Annotated in this window: 19 protein-coding genes; 12 read left to right on the forward strand and 7 right to left on the reverse strand. The window is 67.4% G+C overall.

Going from position 1 to position 20,763, the window contains the following annotated elements:
- The 6 genes from IB275_RS13495 (at window position 1) to ocd (ending at window position 6,159) form a co-directional block, all read left to right on the forward strand.
- Window positions 1-642, forward strand: coding sequence for a cysteine hydrolase family protein (locus tag IB275_RS13495; protein ID WP_192295548.1), 642 nt, complete (start codon window positions 1-3; stop codon window positions 640-642).
- A 15-nt stretch (window positions 643-657) separates the two neighbouring features.
- Window positions 658-1,998 carry a glutamine synthetase family protein gene (locus IB275_RS13500; RefSeq protein WP_192295549.1) on the forward strand — a complete coding sequence of 447 codons (1,341 nt, stop codon included), beginning with the start codon at window positions 658-660 and terminating at the stop codon, window positions 1,996-1,998.
- A complete protein-coding gene (locus tag IB275_RS13505) occupies window positions 1,982-2,725 on the forward strand; it encodes an N-formylglutamate amidohydrolase (RefSeq protein ID WP_192295550.1) in 744 nt (247 codons plus the stop codon). The genes IB275_RS13500 and IB275_RS13505 overlap by 17 nt, the downstream gene beginning before the upstream one ends.
- 114 nt (window positions 2,726-2,839) lie before the next feature.
- The gene (locus IB275_RS13510; protein WP_138214478.1) at window positions 2,840-4,183 is read left to right on the forward strand and encodes an APC family permease; all 1,344 of its coding nucleotides are present in this window, start codon (window positions 2,840-2,842) and stop codon (window positions 4,181-4,183) included.
- 119 nt (window positions 4,184-4,302) lie between these two features.
- On the forward strand, window positions 4,303-4,788 hold the full coding sequence (locus tag IB275_RS13515; protein WP_192295551.1) for an Lrp/AsnC family transcriptional regulator: 486 nt from the start codon (window positions 4,303-4,305) through the stop codon (window positions 4,786-4,788).
- 309 nt (window positions 4,789-5,097) lie between these two features.
- Window positions 5,098-6,159 (forward strand): ornithine cyclodeaminase, encoded by a 1,062-nt coding sequence (ocd, locus tag IB275_RS13520; protein WP_192295552.1) that lies wholly within the window; start codon window positions 5,098-5,100, stop codon window positions 6,157-6,159.
- 3 nt (window positions 6,160-6,162) lie between these two features.
- Here ocd and IB275_RS13525 read toward each other — a convergent pair whose 3' ends face one another.
- Window positions 6,163-7,110 (reverse strand): LysR substrate-binding domain-containing protein, encoded by a 948-nt coding sequence (locus tag IB275_RS13525; protein WP_192295553.1) that lies wholly within the window; start codon window positions 7,108-7,110, stop codon window positions 6,163-6,165.
- A 129-nt stretch (window positions 7,111-7,239) separates the two neighbouring features.
- Between IB275_RS13525 and IB275_RS13530 the strand changes: the two genes are divergently transcribed.
- Entirely contained in the window at window positions 7,240-8,838 is a 1,599-nt protein-coding gene (locus IB275_RS13530) for a zinc-binding metallopeptidase family protein (RefSeq protein ID WP_192295554.1), read from the forward strand.
- 273 nt (window positions 8,839-9,111) lie between these two features.
- On the opposite strand, the gene IB275_RS13535 is transcribed toward IB275_RS13530, so the two are convergent.
- The 5 genes from IB275_RS13535 to IB275_RS13555 all read right to left on the reverse strand — a co-directional run bounded on the left by IB275_RS13535 (window position 9,112) and on the right by IB275_RS13555 (window position 14,066).
- Window positions 9,112-9,327, reverse strand: coding sequence for a hypothetical protein (locus IB275_RS13535; protein ID WP_192295555.1), 216 nt, complete (start codon window positions 9,325-9,327; stop codon window positions 9,112-9,114).
- Between the two features lie 14 nt (window positions 9,328-9,341).
- Window positions 9,342-11,378, reverse strand: coding sequence for a pyridoxamine 5'-phosphate oxidase family protein (locus IB275_RS13540; RefSeq protein WP_192295556.1), 2,037 nt, complete (start codon window positions 11,376-11,378; stop codon window positions 9,342-9,344).
- 55 nt (window positions 11,379-11,433) lie between these two features.
- Complete coding sequence (locus IB275_RS13545) at window positions 11,434-12,057, reverse strand: glutathione S-transferase family protein (RefSeq protein ID WP_192295557.1); 624 nt, start codon at window positions 12,055-12,057, stop codon at window positions 11,434-11,436.
- Window positions 12,058-12,255: 198 nt separating this feature from the next.
- Complete coding sequence (locus IB275_RS13550; protein ID WP_192295558.1) at window positions 12,256-13,158, reverse strand: LysR family transcriptional regulator; 903 nt, start codon at window positions 13,156-13,158, stop codon at window positions 12,256-12,258.
- Window positions 13,155-14,066, reverse strand: coding sequence for a LysR family transcriptional regulator (locus IB275_RS13555; RefSeq protein WP_192295559.1), 912 nt, complete (start codon window positions 14,064-14,066; stop codon window positions 13,155-13,157). The genes IB275_RS13550 and IB275_RS13555 overlap by 4 nt, the downstream gene beginning before the upstream one ends.
- A gap of 190 nt (window positions 14,067-14,256) precedes the next feature.
- Here IB275_RS13555 and IB275_RS13560 point away from each other — a divergent pair, with 190 nt between their 5' ends.
- The 5 genes from IB275_RS13560 to IB275_RS13580 all read left to right on the forward strand — a co-directional run bounded on the left by IB275_RS13560 (window position 14,257) and on the right by IB275_RS13580 (window position 20,125).
- Window positions 14,257-15,144 (forward strand): DMT family transporter, encoded by an 888-nt coding sequence (locus IB275_RS13560; protein ID WP_192295560.1) that lies wholly within the window; start codon window positions 14,257-14,259, stop codon window positions 15,142-15,144.
- Window positions 15,145-15,356: 212 nt separating this feature from the next.
- Window positions 15,357-16,106, forward strand: a complete 750-nt coding sequence (locus IB275_RS13565; RefSeq protein ID WP_192295561.1) for a creatininase family protein — start codon at window positions 15,357-15,359, stop codon at window positions 16,104-16,106.
- 174 nt (window positions 16,107-16,280) lie between these two features.
- A complete protein-coding gene (locus IB275_RS13570; RefSeq protein ID WP_192295562.1) occupies window positions 16,281-16,670 on the forward strand; it encodes a hypothetical protein in 390 nt (129 codons plus the stop codon).
- 23 nt (window positions 16,671-16,693) lie between these two features.
- Window positions 16,694-17,110: an organic hydroperoxide resistance protein gene (locus IB275_RS13575; RefSeq protein ID WP_192295563.1), complete on the forward strand. Its 417-nt coding sequence runs from the start codon at window positions 16,694-16,696 to the stop codon at window positions 17,108-17,110.
- A gap of 141 nt (window positions 17,111-17,251) precedes the next feature.
- On the forward strand, window positions 17,252-20,125 hold the full coding sequence (locus IB275_RS13580; protein ID WP_192295564.1) for an ATP-binding protein: 2,874 nt from the start codon (window positions 17,252-17,254) through the stop codon (window positions 20,123-20,125).
- Between the two features lie 6 nt (window positions 20,126-20,131).
- Here the strand turns inward: IB275_RS13580 and IB275_RS13585 are convergent, their stop codons facing one another.
- Window positions 20,132-20,761 (reverse strand): response regulator transcription factor, encoded by a 630-nt coding sequence (locus tag IB275_RS13585; protein ID WP_168190511.1) that lies wholly within the window; start codon window positions 20,759-20,761, stop codon window positions 20,132-20,134.
- Between the last annotated feature and the right edge of the window lie 2 nt (window positions 20,762-20,763).

The raw sequence follows: 20,763 nt of genomic DNA on the forward strand, positions 1-20,763 counted from the left end.
GTGTTCAGCTTGCCCCACCAATCGCCCCGTGACCTTCCGTTCACTCGCGGCCAGACCGCCATCCTGTTCGTCGACATGCAGAACGCCTGGGTCATCCCCGGCCGCGATGCTCATGTCGATCCAGCGACGCACTCCTACTTCTACGACCGTGTCGAGGCGAGCGTGATACCCAACCAGCAGCGCCTGCTGGCGGCCATGCGCGAGGTGGGCGGGGAGGTGCTGCACACCATCATCGAGAGCCTCACCGCCGATGGCCGTGACCGCTCGCTGGACCACAAGCTCTCCGACATGCACCTGCCCAAGGGCAGCCCCGACGCTCAGGTGATCGATGCCCTGGCGCCGCGGGAGAACGAGATCGTGCTGCCCAAGACTTCCTCGGGGGTCTTCAACTCCACCGCCATCGACTACGTGCTGCGCAACCTGAATACCCGCCACCTGATCATCTGCGGCGTGGTCACCGACCAGTGCGTGGACATGGCCGTGCGCGACGCAGCCGACCGTGGCTACCTCGTCACCCTCGTCGAGGACGCCTGCGCCACCCACACCGCCGAACGCCACCAGGCCTGCCTGGAAGCGATCAAGGGCTACTGCTGGATCGCCGACACCGACAGTGTGCTGGCCCGTATCGCCGCGCTGGCCTGAGGCCGGGAGAACGTCATGAGTCAGAACAATAACAATCCCGCTCCGATGCGCCTGACCAGCTTCGTCACCACCGACCTCTGCGGCATCACCCGTGGCCGCTCGCTTCCCGAATCGGAAGTCGCCGAGCAGCTTGTCACTGGTTGTGGCTGGGTGCCCGCCAACAGCGCGCTGACGCCCCAGGACATCATTGCCGACGACAATCCCTGGGGCAGCCACGGCGACCTGCGCCTGCTGCCCGACCCGAGCAGCCGGGTGCGACTTCAAAACGGCCCGGACGCCCAGGCCGCGCCGCTGGATTACCTGCACGGCGACCTGGTGACCACCACCGGCGCGCCCTGGCCGGTGTGCCCGCGCACGCTGCTGCGCGAGGAGATCGCCCGCTACCGGGAGCTCGATCTGCAAGTCACCGCCGCCTTCGAACATGAATTCAACCTGCTGGGCCTGGCGGACGAACACGCCGCCGCTTTCTCGCTTCAGGCACAGCGGCAGACCGGCAACTTCGGCGGCTGGCTGATGAGCGCGCTGGAACAGATCGGCGCCGAGCCGGAAATGTTCCTGCCCGAGTACGGCCGCAACCAGTACGAAGTCACCTGCCGGCCGACCCAGGGCGTTGCTGCGGCCGACCGCGCAGTGAACGCCCGCGAAGTCACCCGCGAGATCGCCCGCCAGTTCGGCTGGCGCAGCACCTTCACGCCGCTGCTGGCGCCCGGCGCCGTGACCAACGGCGTGCACCTGCACCTGAGCCTGCAACGCCTGGACGGTACCCCGGTGTTCTACGACGAAGCCGCGCCGAGCAACCTGTCGAAGCTCGCCGAGCACTGGGCCGCTGGCGTGCTGCGCCACCTGCCGGCGCTGTGCGCGCTCACCGCGCCAACGGCGGTGTCCTACCTGCGGCTGAAGCCGCACCACTGGAGCGCCGCCTACGCCTGCCTGGGCCTGCGCAACCGCGAAGCCGCGCTGCGCATCTGCCCGGTGGTGGAAATTGGCGGCAAACCCAAGGCGCGCCAGTTCAACCTGGAATTCCGCCCCATGGACGCCACTGCCAGCCCGCACCTGGCCATGGCCGCGGTGCTGATCGCCGGGCGCCTGGGCATGCAGCAGGAACTGCCGTTGTCGGCGGTCACCGACGTCGATCCGCACAGTCTCAGCGACGCCCAGCGCGAGGAGCTGGGGATCAAGTCGCTGCCGGGTTCGCTGGAGGAGGCCCAGCGCCTGCTGCTCGCCGATACCGAACTGTGCGCCCAGCTGCCGCCGGCGCTGCTGCAGACCTACGTCTCCATGAAGCGCCAGGAGCAGGCCCTGACCCGTGAACTCAGCGAAGAACAACTCTGTGAATCCTATGCAAAGTTCTACTGAATCCGGCCTCTACCGGCGTCCGCCGTTCGAGATCGTCAACCCGCAGGGCAAGAGCCCGGTGCTGCTGGTCTGCGAGCACGCCAGTCGCTACATCCCCGAGGAACTGGCGCAGCTGGGCCTGGACGACGCGGCTGCCGCCGAGCACATCGCCTGGGACATCGGCGCGCTGGAGCTGGCCCGCGAGCTGTCGGCGCGCCTGGACGCCACGCTGCTGGTAGCCAACTACTCGCGCCTGCTGATCGACCTCAACCGCCCGCTGTCGGCACCCGATGCGATTCCCGAGCACAGCGAGATCTACCCGATCCCCGGCAACCTCAACCTGAGCGCCGCGGCCCGGCAGGAGAGGGTCGCGAGTCTGTTCGAACCCTTCCACCAGCGATTGACCGCGCTGCTCGACGAGCGCCTGGCCGCCGCCCGGCCAACCCGGCTTGTCGGCGTACACAGCTTCACCCCGAGCTATCGCGGCGAGCCGCGCCCGTGGGTCGCCGGGGTGCTCTACGCGAAGGCCGAAGCCTATGCCCAGCGCATGGTTGCTGGCTTGAGGGAGAGCGGGGAAGAAATCGGCGCCAACCAGCCCTATGTGATCGACCCGCTGGAGGACATGACTGTCCCGGTGCATGGCGACGAGCGCGGCGTGGACGCCGTGTTGATCGAAATCCGCAATGACGGACTGCGGACCCCGCAAGGGGTGGAAGCCTGGGCGACACGCCTGGCTCCCTGGCTCTGAGGACCCATGCCCGACCTGGTGCGTTCGGCCGGGGCGGGCGGGTTCTGAAAACAACAACAATTCAGCGCATGAGCGCCGAACCCTGAAAGCTGCCGTTCCCAGAGGAAGTGCCCCGTGGCCATCGAACAGTTCGGATACAAGCAACAACTCCGCCGTAGCCTGACGCTCGGCGACCTGGTGATCTACGGGATGATCTTCATGATCCCGATCGCCCCCTTCGGCGTGTACGGCTGGGTCCATGCCGACGCCCACGGTATGGTGCCCATGGCCTACCTGGTGGGCATGGTGGCGATGCTCTTCACCGCGCTCAGCTATGGCGCGATGTCCCGCGCGTTTCCCATCGCCGGTTCCGTGTACTCCTATGCCCAGCGCGGCATCCACCCCAACGTCGGTTTCATTGCCGGCTGGGTCCTGCTGCTGGACTACCTGCTGATCCCGCCGCTGCTCTACGTGTTCAGCGCGCTGGCGCTGAACCACCTGTTCCCGGCGATCCCCAAGCTGGTCTTCATGCTGATCTTCCTGGTGTCCGCCACGCTCATCAACCTGCGCGGCATCACCCTGGCGGCGCGCTTCAACCTGCTGTTCCTGATCGCCGAACTGGTGGTGCTGGCGATCTTCCTGGCGGTGGGTTACCACGCGCTGGAAGGCGGCCTGGGCAATGGCCGGCTGACGCTGGAACCGCTGCTGCAGCCGGAGCATTTCAACCTCGGCCTGGTGATGAAGGCGGTGTCCATCGCGGTGCTGTCGTTCCTCGGCTTCGATGCGATCTCCACCCTCGCCGAGGAGGTCAAGGGCGACCCGGCCAAGCAGATTGGCCGCGCCTCGCTGATCGCGCTGTTCGTCATGGGCGCGATCTTCATCGTGCAGACCTGGCTGGCCACCGACCTGGCTGCGGGCATGACCTTCAAGTCGGCGGACACCGCCTTCTACGAGATCGCCGAAGCGGCCGGCGGCAGCTGGCTGTCCACGCTGACGGCGGTGTCCACCGCGCTGGCCTGGGGCGTGACTGTGTCGATCACCTCGCAAGCCGCCGTTTCGCGCCTGCTGTACTCCATGGCTCGCGACGGCAAGTTGCCGCGAGTGCTGGCCAAGGTGCACCCGAAGTACCAGACCCCGCACATCAGCCTGTACCTGGTCGGCGTGCTGTCGCTGGGCATCGGCATCTACTTCCTCGACTCGCCGGACGTGCTCACCTCGCTGGTGAACTTCGGCGCGCTGACCGGTTTCTGCCTGCTGCACCTGGCGGTGATCAATCATTACTTCATCCGCCAGAAGAGCGGCCAGGTGCTGCGCCACCTGGTGTTCCCGTTGATCGGCCTGGTGATCATCGCCTACGTACTGTTCAGCATGAGCCGTGAGGCGCAGGAGCTGGGCGCAGGCTGGATAGCCATCGGCCTGGTGTACCTCGCGGTGCTCAGCCGACGCGGCAACGGCAGCGAGCTGGCACGGGAAATCTGAGCGGGTGCGCCGTGCTGTCGCAGACGGCACGGCGCGCTTTGACAGACGGCGAGGCGTGCCCCATAAAGATCGGGCGGTGCAGGGACGCCGCCAACACCGACGAACCAGCGTGAAACAGCATGAGCAGGAAAGATCAGGACAGTACGCCCTTCACCCTGGACCGCATCGACGAGGAGATCCTCCGCATCCTCCGTCACCAGGGCCGCATCACCTACGGCAAGCTGTCCGCGCTGGTCCACCTCACCCCGCGCCCCTGCCAGGAACGCGTCCGCAAGCTGGAGCGGCACGGCATCATCCGTGGCTACGGAGCCGTCATCGACGAACAGAAGATCGCCGCGGGTCTGTCGCTGCTGGTGCTGGTCGCGTTGTCCAACCAGAGTGGCCGCACCGCGCAGAAGGCCTTCGAGGCACGCATGATCGCCTGCCCGGAAGTGCTGCACTGCCAGCTGATCAGCGGGACCTTCGACTACAGCGTGCGCATGCGCTGCCGCGACATGGAGCACTACCGCGCGCTCACCGAAACCTGGCTGAACGATGAGAGCCTGCACATCGACAAGCTGGTTGCCCACCCTGAGCTGACGACTATCAAGGAGTCCGCCAGCTAGCGCCGTGGACTCGCTTTTCTCCGGCGTTTTCCTCCGCTGATATCCCCCCGCCAGCGGCTGCCTCAAGCGCAGCCGAATCGGCTGTCATGACCCTCCAATACAGCCGGATCGGCCGGCAAAGCCCTCCATTACAGCCGGGTTTTCTCTGGGGCCGGTGGGAGAATCGTGTAGCCCCTCTCCCGAAGTGCAGACCTGATCCAGGGCCTCTGCGACGTTGTTGTGCCCGCTGTTCGAGGCATGCTGGAGCGGGGCGGTACCGTTCGAATACACCGACAGAAAAGTCCAATCACAACAATCGGAGGTCCCACCATGACTCGCTTCGTCGACGTCCCCACGATGTCCCAACTGGTCCAGCAGATCGGTGTCGCCCGCTTCATCGGCGAACTCGCCGACACCATCGCCCAGGATTTCGTGCGCTGGGAGTCCTTCGACAAATCCGCCCGTGTCGCCAACCACTCCGAGATCGGCGTCATCGAGCTGATGCCCGTGTCCGATACCGCCCGCTATGCCTTCAAGTACGTCAACGGCCACCCGCAGAACACCCAGCGCGGGCTGTTCACTGTCATGGCCTTCGGTGTGCTGGCGGATGTCGAGACGGGCTATCCGGTGCTGCTCTCCGAGCTGACCGTGGCCACCGCGCTGCGCACCTGCGCCACCTCGCTGATGGCCGCCCGCGCGCTGGCCCGCCCGGATTCGCGACGCATGGCGCTGATCGGCAATGGCGCACAGAGCGAGTTCCAGGCCCTGGCCTTCCATCACCACCTGGGCATCGAGGAAATCGCCGTCTACGACATCGATCCGCAGGCCACCGAGAAGCTGATCCGCAACCTGGCGGACGTCCCCAACCTGAAAATCATCCGCGCCGGCTCCACCGCCGAAGCGGTGCGCGGCGCCGACATCGTCACCACGGTGACCGCCGACAAGGCCTACGCGACCATTCTTACCCCGGAGATGATCGAGTCGGGCATGCACATCAACGGCGTGGGTGGCGACTGCCCGGGCAAGACCGAACTGCACGCCGACGTCCTGCGCGCCGGCAAGGTGTTCGTCGAGTACGAGCCGCAATCGCGGGTCGAGGGCGAGATCCAGCAGATGCCGGCGGACTTCCCGGTGACCGATCTGTGGCGCGTGCTGGCGGGCCAGCTGGCCGGGCGCGACAGCGCCGAGCAGGTGACCATCTTTGACTCGGTCGGCTTCGCCCTCGAGGATTACTCCGCGTTGCGCTACGTGAATGAGCAGGCCAGTCGCCTGGGCCTCGGCGAGCGCATCGACCTGGTGCCGTGGAGCGAGGAAGAGGACAACGATCCCAAGGACCTGTTCCGCTACACCCGCTCTGCCAAGGCGCGCAAAGGGCTGCGCCGCATCGCCTGAGGTTCAGCGCGTCAGTTCCGCCTCTGGTGGGATCGCCAGCGGTGGGCGGCTGAGGTCGCTGGCGCTCTGTGTGGTGGCGGCGACACGGGCCTTCAGCCATTGGCTGAAGGCCTTCACCACCGCGCGTTCGGCCTTCACCGGGTCGGTCACCAGGAAGTAGCCCCGGCTGGACTGGATGGTGATGTCGAACGGGCGCACCAACAGGCCGCGGGCGAGGGCGTCGCCGCTGAGCAGGTTGTCGCCGATGGCCACGCCCTGGGCGGCTATGCACGCGGCGATGGTGCAGGGTGCATCGGCGAACAGCACGCCGGAGCGGTGATCGATGGCGCTCGCACCCACCGCGCCGAGCCACAGGCGCCAGTCGGCAAAATCATTCATGTGCAGCAGTGTGTAGTGGGCCAGGTCCGCCGGCTGCTGCAGGCCGCCGCGCGAGTGGATCAGGCGCGGGCTGCAGACCGGGAAGAAGTGCAGGGCCACCAGTTGCTCCACCGTCTGGTTCGGCCAGTCGCCGCTGCCGTAGGCGATGAACAGGTCGGCGTCGCTGGCGCTGGTGTCCTGCGGCACGCGCGGTGTCACCACGTGCAACTGCACCTTCGGGTACTGCGCCAGGAAGTCGCCCAGGTGCTGGCACAGCCAGTAGGTGGCGAAACCGGGGTTGCAGCTCACGCACAACGGGCCGCTGACCTGCTGCTCGTCGAAGCTGCTGCCGGCCAGCTGTACCTCCGCGAGGATGCGTCGCACGTCGCGGGCATACCTTTCCCCCCGATAGGTCAGGCGAATGCCGCGACCGGTGCGCTCGGTCAGGGCGAAGCCGAGGCGTTCCTCCAGCGTGGCGATGCGGTGGCTGACCGCGCTGCGGGTAAGGTTCAGCTCCGTCGCGGCGGCGGAGACGCTGCCCAGCCGGGCCACGGCATCCAGTGCCCGCAGGGCGGTCATCGAGGGAAAGTGCATGGGGCGCTCATTGCTCCATTGGTGAAACTAACTGGACATGGGTGGCGAAATCCTGCGCTTGTTGCAAATTCCGCTTCACCAATACTAGGCCACACGACAACAACAACAGGCAACGATGAGGAAGCCGCCATGTCGAAATTCAAGGCCTACGTCCAGCAGTGGATCGACGAGCACCGCCAGCAGCTGTCCGACTGGCACCAGGTGATCTGGCATTTCGCCGAGCCGGCGTTCCGCGAGTACAAGTCCTGCGCCTGGTACGTGGAGTTGCTGCGCAAGGAAGGCTTCACGGTGGAAGAGGGCAGCGGCGGCATGCCCACCGCCTTCGTCGCCACTTTCAGCAATGGCGATGGCAGCGAGGGTGACGGGCCGATCCTCGCCACCTACGCCGAATACGACGCAGTGCCCGGCAACTGCCAGGCGGCGGCGACCAGGCCGATGCCACGCGATGGCCTGTCGAAGTACGCGCCGGGCCACACCGACCCGCACTCCGCGCTGGGTATCAGCGCTCTGGGCGGGGTGCTGGCGGCCAAGGCGGCGATGCTGGAATTCGGTATCCGGGGCACCATCAAGTTCTTCGGCGAACCGGCGGAAAAACTGCGCGCGTCCAAGCCCGTGCACGCCGCCAAGGGCTACTACGACGACCTCGACGCCGCCGTCAGCTTCCATCCCACCTACATGCTGCCGCTGAACAACACCACCACCTGGGACACCCACTGCGGTATCGCCTACTCGTACATCTACACCTTCACCTGCGAAGAGCCGCAGAACTGGATCGCTGCCGACCGCTACAGTCCGATCCCGCAGAACCACCTGGCCGCCCGCGCTCCTGGCGCCAATGATGCGCTGGTGCACTTCTACACCCTGAACGAGAGCCTGCGTCGCTCGACCCTGCCGTTCACCGGGCTGTGGAGCTTCAACGAAGCCATCCTCACTGCCGGGCAAGCCACCGCCGACAACCTGCCGCCGCACGTCTCGCAGATCCAGTACTTGCTGCGCTGCGACTCCATCGAACAGGCCGAGACCATCTCCACGGTGATGGACAACAACGCCGCCGCCGCGGCCATGGCCACCGGCTGCCAGTGGAAGAAGACCTGGGTCTGCAAGTCCCGTGGCGGGCTGGCCAACCATGCGCTGGCCCAGGCCTGCTACGACAACCTCGCCGCCATCGGCGCGCCGAGCTGGGGTGAACAGGCCATCGCGGTGGCGCGGGAAATCCAGGTGAACCTCGGTCTCGAGCCCATGGATGAACCCTTCCTGCCGGCCACTCAGGCATTGATCGAGCCGCAGGAATGCGAGCGGCAGATGCGCCTGCAGATGCCGGCGTGGCAGAAGTACCTGACCTCCGACGACTACCCCGAATACACCTGGCACTGCCCGACCGTGCGCCTCTACGTGGCCCGGCCGATGCTCAGCGCGCCCTCCGGCTTCACCTATCCGGACTGGGTGTCCAACGCCCTGGGCGGCATCCGCGAGACCATCGACCCGATGATCGACGTGGCCTCGAAGACCATCGGCAGCACGCTGATCGAGTTGTTCACCGATGCCGACCTGCTGGCCGAGGCGACCCGCGAATTCAACCAGCGCACCGGCGGCGGCATCGGCGGCGAACAGTGGCAGGCGCCGCTGCTGCCGAAGGACTTCAAGGTCCCGCACCGCTTCCGCTGGCCGGAGTACATCCGCACGGTGCGCGGCGAGGAATGGTGGATTCCGGCGCGCGAGGACGAGTGATCCCGAGCTACCGAACCCGCCGGGAAATGCGCACGTAGGATGGGTTGAGCGCAGCGATACCCATCGATCCCTGCCTGCGATACAGCATGGGTATCGCAGGCTCCACCCATCCTACGTTGGAGTTCCCTTGTGATCTGGTGTGGTTGGTTGGGCGCGCCTGAACCCGTTCCGTAGGGCGCATAACGCGCCAGCGTTATCCGCCGTCATGGCATCGGCGGATAACCCGTTCCGGGTTATGCGCCCTACGCGGTTGTACATAGGCGCGAATAGCGCCTATCGGGCGCGTTTGAGCCAGCGGACCAGTGCCGCGCTAATCTCCACGGCGCGCGAGCGCGACGGACAGCCCGGCGTCGAGAGCAGCTGCGGCAGCAGGAAACCCACTTCCGCTTCGTTCGGCCCGCAGAGACCCGGCGCGGCCGATTCGAAGACTTCCTCGTCCCAGCGCGGGAAGCGCTCGCTCCCGCTTTCGAATGCAGTCAGTGCGTTCATGATCGTTTCGCCTCCTAGAGGTCCAGCACCAGTGGTTGCACGCCGCTGTCGTCCTGCGCCGGGATGGCGCAGCAGATCAGTACGCTGCCCGCTTCGGGCAGTTCCGCCGGTGGATTGGGGTAGTGCACCTGGCCGCTGACGATCTTCGTCCTGCAGGTGCCGCAGGAACCGCCGCGGCAGCTGAAGTCGGGTGCCAGCCCCCGGGCCTCGGCCAGCTCCAGCAGGCTGCCGCTCTCGGGCTTCCAGCGGGCCTCCTTGGCCGAGCCGGCGAAGTACACCGGCACCGGTTCGGTGGCAGCGGGCGGTTGCACCAGCGTCGGCTCTTGGCCGTCACCCCGGCGTTTGAGCGTCGAGGGGCCGAAGGTCTCGGCGTGGATGCGCGCGTCGGCGATGCTCAGGCCGCGCAGGCCGTCGTAGATTGCCTGGGTGAATTCGCCGGGGCCGCAGACGTAGAAGTCGTAATCGTCCAGCGGCAGCCGCGCCTTGATCGCCTCGATATCCAGACGCCCGATCTGTTCGAAGTCGCGGCCGGGCAGAGCATCCGGTTCCGGGCGGCTGAGTGCACGGTGAATCTGCAGTTGCGGCGCGCGCTGGCGCAGCTCGGCGATCTCGCGCTGGAACGGTAACTGGCCCAGCGTCCGCGCAGACTGGAACAGATGCACGCGCCGCGCCGGGCCCGCCGCCAATTCACGTAGCATCGACAGCAGTGGGGTGATGCCCACGCCCGCGCCGATCAGCACCACTGGCCGTACGCTGTCGCCCTTCAGGGTGAAGCTGCCCATGGGCGCGCGGATCTGCAGGTGATCGCCCACACCAATATGTTCATGCAGGTATCGCGACGCCGGGCCCTGGGCCTTCACGCTGATGCGCAGCTCGCCGTCCGACGGTGCGCTGGAAAGGCTGTAGGTGCGGATCAGCGCCTGTTCGCCGGCCGCCAGGCGCACCGGCAGATGCTGGCCTGGTGCGAAGGTCACGGCGAGGCCGGTGGGTGGTTGCAGGTAGAACGAGCGGATGTCTTCGCTTTCCGGTTCCACGCGCAGCACCTGCCAGTCCTGCCACTGCTGGCGCTGCTCGCGCTCCTGCAGTCTGGCGTCGGCCTCGGCCCAGGTGCCGGTCATCAGGCTGGTGGGCGAGTATTCGCGGAAGTTCCAGCGCAGCGCCAGGGCGTTGCGGCGCAGCACCGCGTGCTGCATGTCCAGGGTCCACAGGCGTTCGGCGCCTTCGAAGGCCGCCAGCAGCGGGCTGTCGAAGAGGATTTCGGTGCGGCCGTGAACCTGCAGCACGTCACCGCTGGTGAAGTCGACGAACAGCAGCCCCGCCTGCGGGTTGGCCTGCAGGTTGCCGAGGGTGTTGAAGTGCAGGTTGCCGGCATAGTCGGGGATGGTCAGGCGATTGCCGTCGATCCGGACGAAGCCGGGGCGGCCGCCGCGATGGGAAACGTCCACCGAACACTCGCCGTCTTCGTGCTGCACATAGCTGGCGACGAAGAAGGTGTCGGCGTTGCGGATGATGGTTGCCAGCTCCTCGTTCAGCGCACCGAAATCCTCACGCGGGGCGCGCTGGCTGTAGCGCTGCTCGTCGCGGCTCCACTCGCGCTTCTGGATGTACTGCGGGCAGTTGCCGAAGGAGTGCTCGACGGCCACCGTCAACAGGCCGCCGTCCACTTCGCGGAGGACACCGTTCATGCGGTTGCGCCGGCGGGTATGCAACTCGATGCCCAGCAGACCGATGGCGTGGCCGGCTCGCAGGCCGCTGGCCGCCGGGTCCTGGCTGTCGGGCACGCTGTCGAGCAGCAGGCTTTTCGGGTCGGGTGAAGTGACGAAGCCTTCCGCACCTTCGAGCAGGGTTGCCCAGGGCCTGCCCTGGTCATCCACGGCGCCGGCGATGATGAAGGGCAGCTGGTGGTAGAACTCACGGTGCTGGTCGGGCATGTAGTCGCGGATGACTTTCTGGCCATGGACTTCCATGCGCTCGGCGACGCCGACGCGCTCCTGGATCGCCTTCTCGCCGGCGTGCCAGGGGGAGGTACGGTGTTTGGGCAACTGGAACATGACGGGCACCTCGCGACGAAGGGGCTGCCGGGTTACCCCGGCAGCGAAGGTTGCATCAGGCTTGCAGGCCGATGGCAGTGCGCTGCATCGGCACGAAGTGCGGCAGGGCCTCCACTCGGGCCAGCCAGGCTCGCAGGTTGGGGTAGTCCTGCAGTGAGACGTTGCCCTCCGGCGCATGGGAAATGTAGGAGTAGTTGGACACGTCGGCGATGGTCGCCTCGCTGCCGGTCAGGAAGGGCGTCTTCGCCAGTTCGCGTTCCATCACCTGGAACAGGGTGTGGGCGCGGGTGGCGACTTCCTCGGGGTTGAAGGCGGCGCCGAACACGGTGATCAGCCGCGCGGCGGCCGGGCCGTAGGCAACCTGCCCGGCGGCGACCGACAGCCAGCGCTGCACGCGGGCGGCGCCCAGCGGATCTTCCGGCAGCCAGCGGCCGTTGCCGTATTTTTTCGCCAGGTAGACCAGGATGGCGTTGGAGTCAGAGACGATGACGCCTTCGTCATCGATCACCGGCACCTGGCCGAAAGGGTTCAGTGCGAGGAAATCCGGATGCTTGTGGGCGCCCTTGGCGAGGTCCACGGAGATCAGTTCGGTGGGCAGCTGCAACAGCGAGAGCATCAGCTCGACGCGGTGGGCGTGGCCGGACAGCGGATGGCGGAAGAGTTTGATGGTGTGGGACATGACGGTGACTCCGTTGGCTTGAGTGGGTAGGCAGCGCGAGTCGGTTCGGGGTGGGTTGCTCGAGCTGATGGGTGAATGCTGCGCCTGATGGACGGCGCGCAGAATCACCAGGGCGGGCAATCCAGCGTTTCAGAATGCGGAAGAATGGGCGGTGGGATCAGCCGTCGTGCGGCCATGGGCTGCCCTCGCCGCTCCGACCTACCCGCGCAATGCCGGATGCGCGCGCAGGCGCGGCACCACGAAATCGAGGAAGGTACGCACCCGCGCCGCCGCGCGGCGGCCTTCGCGGTAGATCAGCTGCACCGGCAACCCTGGCGCCGCGTAGTCCTGCAGCACAGCTTGCAGGCCCCCGCTGCTCAGTTCGGCATGGGCCTCGTGACTCATGCAGCGGGTCAGCCCGAGCCCCAGGCTGGCCGCACGGATCGCCGCGTGGGTGGTGCTGCACGCCAGCCTCGGTGAGAAGCGCACCGAACGCGGCGCGCCCTGATGACGGAAGCGCCATTCGCTGATGGGGCCCTGGCTGCCGGAGACGATGATGCTGTGCGCCTTGAGGTCCTCCGGCGCCTGCGGCACGCCATGGCGCGTGAGGTAGTCGGGCGATGCGCAGATCACCGGCCGCACCATGCCCACCGGCAAGGCGAAGCCGGAAGAGTCGGGCAAGGTACCTATTACCAGCGCCACATCGATGCCGTCTTCCAGCAGACGCGGCAGGTCCTCGCGGTGACGGCTGACCAGGCGTACATCGGGAAAGGCTGCCAGGTAATCCATTGCGATGGGCGCGAAGAGGCGGTCGGCCATCAGCAGCGGCAATGTCAGGTTCAACTGCCCGGCAGGGTGGGCCTGCAAGCCGTCGAGCGAGCCTTCCGCCTCATCGATACCCTGGAGAATCTGCCGGCAACTGGCGGCAAAGGCTTCGCCACTGGCGCTCAGCTCGACCCCACGCGGGCCGCGCAGCAGAAACTCGCATTGCAGGCGGGACTCCAAAGCGGCAACCAGGCGCATCACCGTCGCGGTGGACAGCTCCAGCCGACGCGCGCCCGCGGCGAGGCTGCCGGAGCGCGCCACGGCGTCGAACGCCTGCATTTCCCGGTAGCGGCTCACGGCTGTGTGGCTTGCAGGGCCGGGTCGGCGCGCAGGCGTTCCGCGCAATGCGTGACGAAGCTGCGAACCTTCGCCGGCAGCCGCGTGCTGTCCTGGTAAAGCAGGTGGATCGGCAATGGCGCCGTGGCGAACTCGTCGAGGACGATCTCCAGCTCGCCACGCGCCACGGCCTCGGCGGCCTGGTAGGAGAGGACGCGGGTATAGCCGCCGCCCAGGCGCGCGGCGTGGATGGCGGCGTTGTTCGAGCTGACCACGAAACGCGACGGTGGGCGCAGGGTCAGCGGGCCGTCCGCGGTGACGAACTGCCAGTCGGTGAGCAGGACGCTGGTGGCGGCCATCACCACCGGCGCGTCGAGCAGTTCGTTGGGGTGCCGCGGGCGGCCGTGGCAGTCGAGGAACGCCGGGGAGGCGCAGACCACCGGGCGGATTTCGCCGACTTTCAGCGCGGTCAGGCTGCCCTCGGGCAGTTGGCCGATACGCACGGCCACGTCGATGCCCTCGTCGAGCATGTTCACCACGCGATCCACCAGCAGCGCGTTGACTGTCACCTCGGGATGGGTTTCCAGGTAGCCGGCGATCAGCGGGATCAGGTACAGCTCGCCGAACAGCACCGGGGCGGTCACCGCCAGGTTGCCGCGCGGCCGCAGGGCGCTGCCGGAGGCCAGTTCCTCGGCTTCTTCCAGTTCCTGGAGGATGCGCCGGCAGTCCTCGACATAGCGCTGGCCGGCCTCGGTCAGCCGCACGCTGCGGGTGCTGCGGGCCAGCAGCAGGGTACCCAGGCGCTGCTCCAGCGCGGCGATGGCGCGGGTCACGCTGGGCGGCGACAGGCCCAGCTGCTTGGCGCCAGCGGCAAAGCTGCCGGCCTCGGCCACGGCCAGCAGTACTGTCATTTCCTGAAACCTGTCCATGGATCACCGTTGTCGCCTTGAGCGGGTCGCCAGACTGTAGAGGGAAGCGGCGCCGGATTGAAGTGCCGGCGGCTTGCGGGCGACATCGGCGTGCTTGCCAGCGCCCTGTGGCTTGACCGCGCCCCGGCCGCTCCGGCACAAGCGCTGGAGGCGCCCGCCGCGAGGCCGCCACCGCCAAGAGCCTTCTCCCATGACCAGCAAGACCTCGACTACCGCGCTGGCCGCTGCCAACAACCCACGCCTGGGCATCGCCCTGTGCCTGCTGTCGATGCTCATCTTCGCCTGCCAGGACGGCATCACCAAGGTGCTGGTCCGCCACTTGCCGGTGGCCGAACTGGTGATGGTGCGCTACTGGGTGTTCGTGCTGTTCGCGCTCATCGTCTGTCGTTCCCAGGGCGGCGTGCGCGCGGCCATCCGCAGCGCCAGCCCCTGGCAACAGGTGGTCCGCGCGTTGCTGGGCGTAGGCGAGATCGCCATCTTCGGCCTGGCCCTGCGCTATCTCGGGCTGGCCGAAACCCACGCACTCTACGCGGTCTTCCCGCTGATGACGCTGGGCCTGGCGCGGCTGTTTCTCGGTGAGCGGATGGTCGGCCGGCAATGGCTGGCGGCGGCGGTGGGTTTTGGCGGTACGCTGCTGATCCTGCGCCCCGGCATGGGTGTGTTCGAGCCCGCGGCGCTGATTCCGCTGGCGGCGGCGCTGACCTTCGCCTTCTTCAACATCCTCTCGCGGCGTATCAGCCAGACCGACTCCTTCGCCACCACTACGCTGTACATGGCCGTGGTCGGCGCCGTGGCGGCCACCTCCGCCGGGCTTCCCGCGTGGGTCACGCCGACGCCCCACGAAGCGATGCTGATGTCGATCGTCGCCGTCTCCGGGGTGATCGCCCAGTTGCTGCTGATCCAGGCGCTGAAGTACGCCCAGGCCTCGACGCTGCAGCCGTTCAACTACTCGCTGCTGGCCTTCGCCACGCTGATCGGCCTCATCGTCTTCGGCGAGACGCCGACCCTCTGGACCATCACCGGCGCGCTGCTGATCCTGCTGGCGGGGTTGTACTCGATCAGGCCGAAGGCCTTGTAGGAGCGAGCCTGCTCGCGAATGGCGGACAAGGTCCGCCGTCAATCAGCCGCGCCGAACGCCCGATAGACACCATGGTGCAATGTCCGCCTCCCGGCCGGCGTGGTGTCATTCCCGGCAGGGGCAACCCGGTCTCAACTCCGAGAACCCCGCCGCCCGAACGTGCGCCGCACGCTCATCCTACCCAGGCGAACCCGTCGAATCGCGAGGTCTCCATGCTCCTACCCCTTTGTACCTGGTCCGAAATCGAGCAGTTCCTTGGCCGCAGCCGGACCATCGTCATCCCCATCGGCTCCAACGAGCAGCACGGCCCCATCGGCCTGCTGGGGACCGACTGGATGTGCCCGGAAATCATCGCCCACGAAGCGCAGAAGTCGGCGGACATCCTCATCGCGCCGACCTTCAACATCGGCATGGCGCAGCATCACCTGGGCTTCCCCGGCACCATCACGCTGCGCCCCTCGACCTTCATCGCCGCCATCTGCGACTGGGTGAATTCCCTGGCTGCCCACGGCTTCGAGAGAATCCTCTTCCTCAATGGCCACGGCGGCAACGTCGCTTCCATCGAGGCCGCCTTCTCCGAGCTCTACGCCCAGGCCAGCTTCGCCCGCCGCCCGGCCGGTTTCGCCCTGAAGCTGTGCAACTGGTGGGACCTGGAAGGCGTCGGCGAACTGGCCAACCGACAGTTCCCCAAGGGCCATGGCATCCACGCTACGCCGTCGGAGATCGCCGTGACCCAGTGGGCCTATCCGCAGCACATCAAGTCGGCCGAGTACTCGCCGCCGATCGCTAACTGGGGCCCGATACGCGAAGCGGCGGACTTCCGCGCGCGCCATCCGGACGGCCGCATGGGCTCTGATCCAGGCCTTGCCACGCCGGAGAAGGGGCGCGAGCTGGTGATGCTGGCTGCCCTCGGACTGGTGCAGGCGGTCGAGGCCTTCAGCGGGGAACCCTCGCCGTTCTGAGTGCCATCCGCCGCTGCGCTACCTCACGCAAACCCGAGCCTCGCTCGGGTTTCTGCTTTTCTGCGCCGCGCAAAGCCGGCCAGCTAACAAGAGCTAACAGCAGATAACTCGCCCGATTGCGCAGGCCTTGCCACTCTGGCAACCGGGTGTCATTGGCTAACCAGGGAGGCCTCCATGACCCAGCATGATGGCTGCATGAATCTGGCGGGGCGGCGCAGCAATGCCGAATTCGGCGCGTTGATCCTCGGCTCCGGCGAACACGACGAGGTGGCATCGCGCCAGCTGTACATGGCCGTGCTGCCGCTGCTCATCGCCTTCTTCGAGGGTCAGGCGCAGGCCGGGCGCATCGACCAGCACGACATGGGCGACCTGCTGCGCGCCACCCTGCGGCAGGTCGACGGACAGCGCGCCAGCTACGACCCGGCCGTGCCCTTTCGCGCCTGGCTGCTGGAGCTGGCTCGGCATGAACTGAGTGTCCACCGTTGCGCGCTGCCGGGCGCAGGGCCCGTCGTGTGTGAAGCGCAGAAACCGGCGCGGCGCAGGCGTACCGCCGCCGCCCACTGAGTCCAGGTTTTCAGGAAGTCCCGATGCAGTCGATCGAGAAAATTCTCTACACCGCCCGCGTACATACCCGTGGCGGCCGTGATGGTGAAGCACGCAGTGATGATGGTCGGTTGCAGGTCCGTCTGACGCCACCCGGCGCACCGGGGGAGGGCAGCAACCCCGAGCAGTTGTTCGCCGCCGGCTGGTCCGCCTGTTTCATCGGCGCACTGCGGCATGCCGCGAATGCGCGCAAGCAGGAGTTCCCGGCGGACACGACGGTGGATGCCGAGGTGGAGCTGATGCACGGCGAGCAGGGTTTCTTCCTGCGGGCCCACCTGGCGGTCCACCTGCCGGGGCTGGACGCCGAACTGGCGCAGCGGCTGCTGGATGCCGCGCAGCAGAGTTGCCCCTACTCGAAAGCACTGCGGGGCAATGTCGCCGTCACCCTGAGCCTGTGCTGATGGGGCATCGCCACCGGCCATTGGGCGTGACAGCCCGCATAAAAGGTCACGCAAAGGCTTGATCGCGTGCTCGAAACTCCTATCCTGCTAGGACTTGCGGGCCAGTCTCGCGCCCACTCCCTCTGTCGGAAGAGACGCCCCGTGGAGTCCGCAGCGGACGATCTGTCCTCCTCACTCAAAACGCCGGTCGAATTCGGCCCGTTCCGGGTCGTGCCCGGCAAGCGCCTGCTCACCCGTGATGCGCAGCCGATGGACATCGGCGGGCGTGCCTTCGACCTGCTGCTCGCGCTGCTGGAAAAGCCCGGTCGGGTGCTCTCCAAGCGCGAGCTGCTCAAGCGCGTGTGGCCCGACATGGTGGTGGAAGAGGGCAGCCTGCGCTTCCACATGACCGGCCTGCGCCGCGCCCTGGGCGACGGCGAGGACGGCGCGCGCTATATCACCACCCAGGTGGGTGTCGGCTATGCCTTCGTCGCGCCGGTGAGTCGTGGCAGCGACGCAGCGCCGGCAGTGCCGCCGGTGATGAGCATGGGCGAAGGTGTCGGCAGCTTGCCGCCACGGGTGAAGCTGATCGGCCGCGAGTCCGACGTGCAGATGATCCTGCAGCGCCTGCGTGAGCCGCGCCTGTTCACCATTGTCGGCACCGGCGGTGTCGGCAAGACCAGCCTGGCCAACGAGGTGGGTCACCGCCTGGCCGCGGAGGGCCGGCAGGCGGTGCGCTTCATAGACCTCGCGCAAGTCGAGGATGAAAACCTGGTGACCTCGGCGCTGGCCGCTTCGGTGGGCGTTCCGGTGCAGTCCGAGGACCCGCTGGCGGTGCTGCTGGCGCACCTCAGGGGCCAGGACCTGCTGCTGATCGTCGATAACTGCGAGCACGTGGTGGACGTAGTGTCCGCGCTGGCCGAGCGCATTCGCGATGCGGCTCCCGGCGTCGGCCTACTGGCCACCAGTCGCGAGCCGCTGCGCGCGCGGGACGAAGAGGCGCACTGGCTGGGCCCGCTGGATTTCCCCGAAGACCCGCAAGGCTTGCCGCCAGAAGCTTTGCTGGCGTTCCCCGCCGTGCGGCTGTTCGTCGAGCGCGCCGAGGCCGCCAATGCTTCGCTGCAATTGCAGGATGGCGACCCCGGCCTGATTGCCGACATGTGCCGGCGCCTGGGTGGCATGGCCTTGCCCATCGAACTGGCGGCGGTACGGGTGGCCGTCCATGGCGTGAGGGCCACCCATTCGCTGCTGGGCGAACGCTTCTCCCTGGGCTGGTCCGGCCGGCGCACCGCCCAGCCGCGCCACCAGACGCTGCGCGCCATGCTGGACTGGAGCTATGGCCTGTTGTCCGGCAGCGAGAAGCTGGTGTTCGACCGCCTTTCGGTCTTTGTCGGGCCGTTCTCCCAGGAGGCGGCCGCGCAGGTCGTTGCCGATGCACGAATCGACACGCTGGAAGCGGCTGCCATCCTCGATGAGCTGACCGCCAAGGGACTCGTGGCGGTGGACCGCAGCGAGGCCGCCACGGCCTATCGCTTGCTGGAAATGACCCGTGCCTTCGCCCGCGAAAAGGCTGCTTCCCAAGGCCTTGACGAGGCGCACGCACTGGCCTTTCGTCACGCCGCCTATTACCTGTGGTTGCTGGAGCAACTGGGGAGCGTGCCCGAGGTGATCTACGAAGGCTGCGCGCGACTGGCCAGCCAGCTGGGCAACGTGCGCAGCGCGCTGGAGTGGAGCTTCGGCCCGCAGGGCGACCCTGGTCTGGCCCTACCGCTGGCGGCGGCCAGCGCGCCGCTGTTCCTGCACTATTCACTGCAGGTGGAGTGCCGTACCTGGTGCGCTCGCGCCACTGAGTTGCTGGAGCTGGGCTACTTCGGCACGCCCACTGAAATGGAACTGCAGGCGGCCCTCGGGCTGGTGCTGATGTTCACCCGCGGCAACAGCGAGGCCGCCGGAAAGGCCCTGCTTCGCGCGCTGGAAATCGCCGAGGCGCTGGGCGACCACTGGGCCGAACTGCGGGTGCTCGGGCGCCTGCAGATCTTCTACGAACGCATCGGTGACTTCGCCTCTTCACTGGCCTGGGCGGAGCGCGCGGTGCTGGTCGGCGATATCCTGGGCGAACCGGAAGCGGTGGCCGTGGCTGCCTCGCTCGCCGGTATCTCCCATCACCTGCTGGGCGACCAGCAGCGGGCGCGAGAGGAACTGGAAAAGTCCCTGCGCAACAGCTTGCCTTCCGAACGCAGCCGCACGTTGCACTATGGCTTCGACCACCACAACCGCACGGGTCTCGCCTTGGCGCGGACGCTCTGGCTGCTGGGTTGCGCCGACCAGTCGCGGCGCTGGGCGGACCAGGTGGAAGCCGAGGCGGCGGAACTCAACCACCCGGCCACCCATTGCATCGCCCTGGTGTGGACGCTGTGCATTCATCTCTGGACCGGCGAGCTGGACAAGGCCGAGCGCAGCCTGGCGAGTTTCAGCCGGATCGCCGAGGCCAACGCCTTCGCCCCCTATCAGGCCGCGACTCCGGGCCTGCGCGCGGCCATCGCCATTCGCCGCGAACAACCCGGCGATGCGGTGCGTCAACTGGAAGAAAGCCTCACGCGCCTGCACGGCATGCGCTACGAGTTGCTGACCACCTCGTTCGAGATTGCCCTGGCCGAAGGCCTGATCCTCGCCGGCGAACACCGCCGCGCACTGGGTGTGGCGCGGCGCAGCATCGCGCACTGCCGCAGCAGCGGTGATGCCTATGCCTTGCCGGAGCTGATGCGTATCGAGGCGCAGATCATCGCTGCGCTGGGCGAGGAGGGGGATCAGGCGGTGGAGCGTGTTCTCCAGGCGTCGCTGGCGATGGCTCGTGAACAGGGCGCGTTCGCCTGGGTCTTGCGTTCGAGCCTGGACCTGGCGCGGCTGCGCGCGAAGCAAGGGGACGTGGCCCAAGCGCTGGCGCTGCTGGAAACCTGCCAGCCCGAAGAAGGCCTGGACACGCTCGACGTCTGCCAGCTGGAAGCATTGCGGCGGGCGCTGGGCGCTACCGCCTGAGCGATCTCAGCGGCTCTCGGCCGGCCCGATGGCGAGCAGTGCCGCCATGTTCACCAGGTCTGGCAGCGTGCGCGCCTGCATCTTGCGCATGACCCGGCCACGGTGGGCTTTCACGGTGATCTCGCTGATGCCCAGGTCGGCGGCAACCTGCTTGTTCAGGCGGCCGGCCACCACCATCTCCAGTACTTCCCGCTCGCGGCTGGTGAGCAGGGCGTAGGCCTGGCGCAGGGCGTCGAGACGGGACTGCTGGCCGAGCGCTGCGCGGCTGTGTTCCAGGGCGTCGGTGATGGCCTGCAGCAGCGTGTCGCTGTCGAACGGCTTGGTGAGGAACTCCACCGCGCCCGCCTTCATCGCACGCACGGTGAGCGGTACGTCGCCGTAGCCGGTGATGAAGATGATCGGCATCGCCGGGCGCTCGCCGGCCACGCTGCGCTGCAGGTCGAGCCCGTTGAGGTCCGGCAGGTTGACGTCCAGCACCAGGCAGCACGGCGCGAGGCTCGGCGGCTGGTCGAGGAAGGCGCTGGCGGCCTCGAACAGCACCGGCTGCCAGCCGGCCGAGCGGATCAGCAGCTCCAGTGATTCGCGCACCGAGATGTCGTCGTCGACCACGTAGACGATGGGTGTCGCCTCTGACATGG

It is taken from the genome of Pseudomonas sp. PDM21 (assembly GCF_014852505.2).
GTDB lineage: Bacteria > Pseudomonadota > Gammaproteobacteria > Pseudomonadales > Pseudomonadaceae > Pseudomonas.